The following is a 1,933-nucleotide window of genomic DNA, read 5'->3' as shown; positions in this document are numbered from 1 at the left end:
CGATTTCTGCTATACTTTCCTTAGAAAGAAAGGCGTGCATATTCCGCAGAATCTGCGCATCCGTTCCGAAGGAACGGAGCGCCATTCCGCTTTAAACTGAGCAGCGCTCAGATAGTCAACTAGTTGCTATTGCTTATACGTCGGTCATTGCCAGGAAAGTGTAGCCGGTAGGCCTTAGCGGTCATTCTGCTGAGGCAGGCATCCGCATAGGTATGATCACCAAACAATGAGTACCATTTATCAACTGGAAGCTGGGAAATGATGATCGTTGACTTGCGGCAGTCCCTGGCTTCGATGATTTCGAGCAGATCACGACATTTATTCATATCCAGGTCCATTAGACCGAAATCATCAATCACAAGAAGATCGTAGGATGCCATCTTATTCGAGTATTCATAATAAGTGCTTTCCTGATGGGCATGTTCCGATTCCGTCATAAGACTGTTGGCACGGATATATTTAACGGTCCGCATTTGGTGCATTGCAGCAATGCATAAAGCACAGGCAATATATGTTTTTCCTGATCCCGCGCCACCAGTGATCAGGAGATTATTCGGTTCATCGATCCATTTGCACTCTGCGAGCAGTTCAATGACATGGGTATTTAACTGGCGTTCTGGTTCATAGATCGTAGCGTCGAGATCCGCTGCGGGATACTTTAAAGTAGCCTGTTTGAGAAGTTTATTAAACTTCTTGTTTTCACGCTGGTTCCATTCCTGGTTTATGATATCAGCGAAACGAACCTCAAACGACTCCAAGCCTGTGTTCGGATCAAGCAGCTGTTTTGCAAATGCCTCTGCCATCCCGGACATCCGAAGCTTATAAAGACGGTCCATGAGAATGTTTTGCTCCTTCGTGAGTTTATCGTTATAAGTGTAATCTTTCATTCTGTAAGCCATTATCGTTTACCTCTACTTGTAGTAATCCTTTCCGCGGATGTTTTCGTGTTCAGGAAGCGCCTTAGGCGGAGCTCCCGACAGCTCTTTCACATTCAGTTTTTTAAGGATCTGTTTAAAGGTGAAATATTTACAGGAATTCAAGTCAATACACTTTTTTGCAGCTTCTTCGGCGATTGCATATAGCCGGTTTTAGCGGACAGCAGGGCCACATTTCCCGGACATGCAGGGCCATATTACACGGACAGTATTGATTGATCAGCGAAGCAGGGTTACCTGCTTCGCCAGTCTCTTGACTATGCCTTTTCAATCAGAACTGTAAATCCTGTTGTAAGGCGTCTCCGGATACCGTCCAGTTTTCCATAGCATTCATTCTCGTCACTGAGTTGCTTTCCCCATTCATCTGGCGAGTATTGACAACTAAAAAGGGTGGAAGTCCCAAGGTCATCCCGAAGCTTCAGAAGGTGGTAGAGGATCTTGATCCCTTCCTCGGAATAACGGCTGATTGCAAAATCATCGATGAAGAGAAGCTGTATCCGCGCATAGTACTTAATGCGTTTACGATATCGGTTCAGGTCTTTCTGACGGTTCAGAACGATCAGTTCATCCAGAAGATCGCTGTAATCAACGAACTTACAGCGATAGTTCCTGCGGCATGCTTCTACACAGCAGGCAGAAAGGAAATAAGATTTTCCGGCTCCTGTGACTCCATAAATGCCGACATTCTGACGATTCTCCGCAAAGTGGAATTCGAGTACCTGTTGGACTGTAGCATCATTATAAATCCGTCCATTTCCGGTCTTCAGATTTTCCACCAGCGCCCCTTTATTGATTAGACTGCTGAGTCTCAAATTGGTTTCAAAACGCCTGTTTAATGTCTCTGCATACTGAGGTTCAAGGACCTCCCGGATAAACTGGAACGCAGTGTAGTTCACGAGTTCCGGACTTTGCGTAAGTTCGGAAAAACGTTGCGCTGCCACAGGAAGGGAAAGCGTATCCAACATATAGTGGTTCAGTTGTCAAGACAAAAATCCAAG

2 protein-coding genes are annotated in these 1,933 nt (G+C 45.4%); both read right to left on the bottom strand.

Annotation, left to right across the window (positions count from 1 at the left end; translation table 11 throughout):
- Window positions 1-119: 119 nt before the first annotated feature.
- On the bottom strand, window positions 120-899 hold the full coding sequence (locus DXA87_RS17680) for an ATP-binding protein (RefSeq protein ID WP_015552309.1): 780 nt from the start codon (window positions 897-899) through the stop codon (window positions 120-122).
- 293 nt (window positions 900-1,192) lie between these two features.
- Window positions 1,193-1,900 (bottom strand): ATP-binding protein, encoded by a 708-nt coding sequence (locus DXA87_RS17675; protein WP_117505597.1) that lies wholly within the window; start codon window positions 1,898-1,900, stop codon window positions 1,193-1,195.
- Window positions 1,901-1,933: the final 33 nt, after the last annotated feature.

Origin of the sequence: Desulfotomaculum sp. OF05-3, from assembly GCF_003435535.1 — a bacterium.
GTDB lineage: Bacteria > Bacillota > Clostridia > Lachnospirales > Lachnospiraceae > Pilosibacter > Pilosibacter fragilis.
Note: the sequence above shows the minus strand (reverse complement) of the source record. Positions and strands in the feature narration are given on the sequence as shown.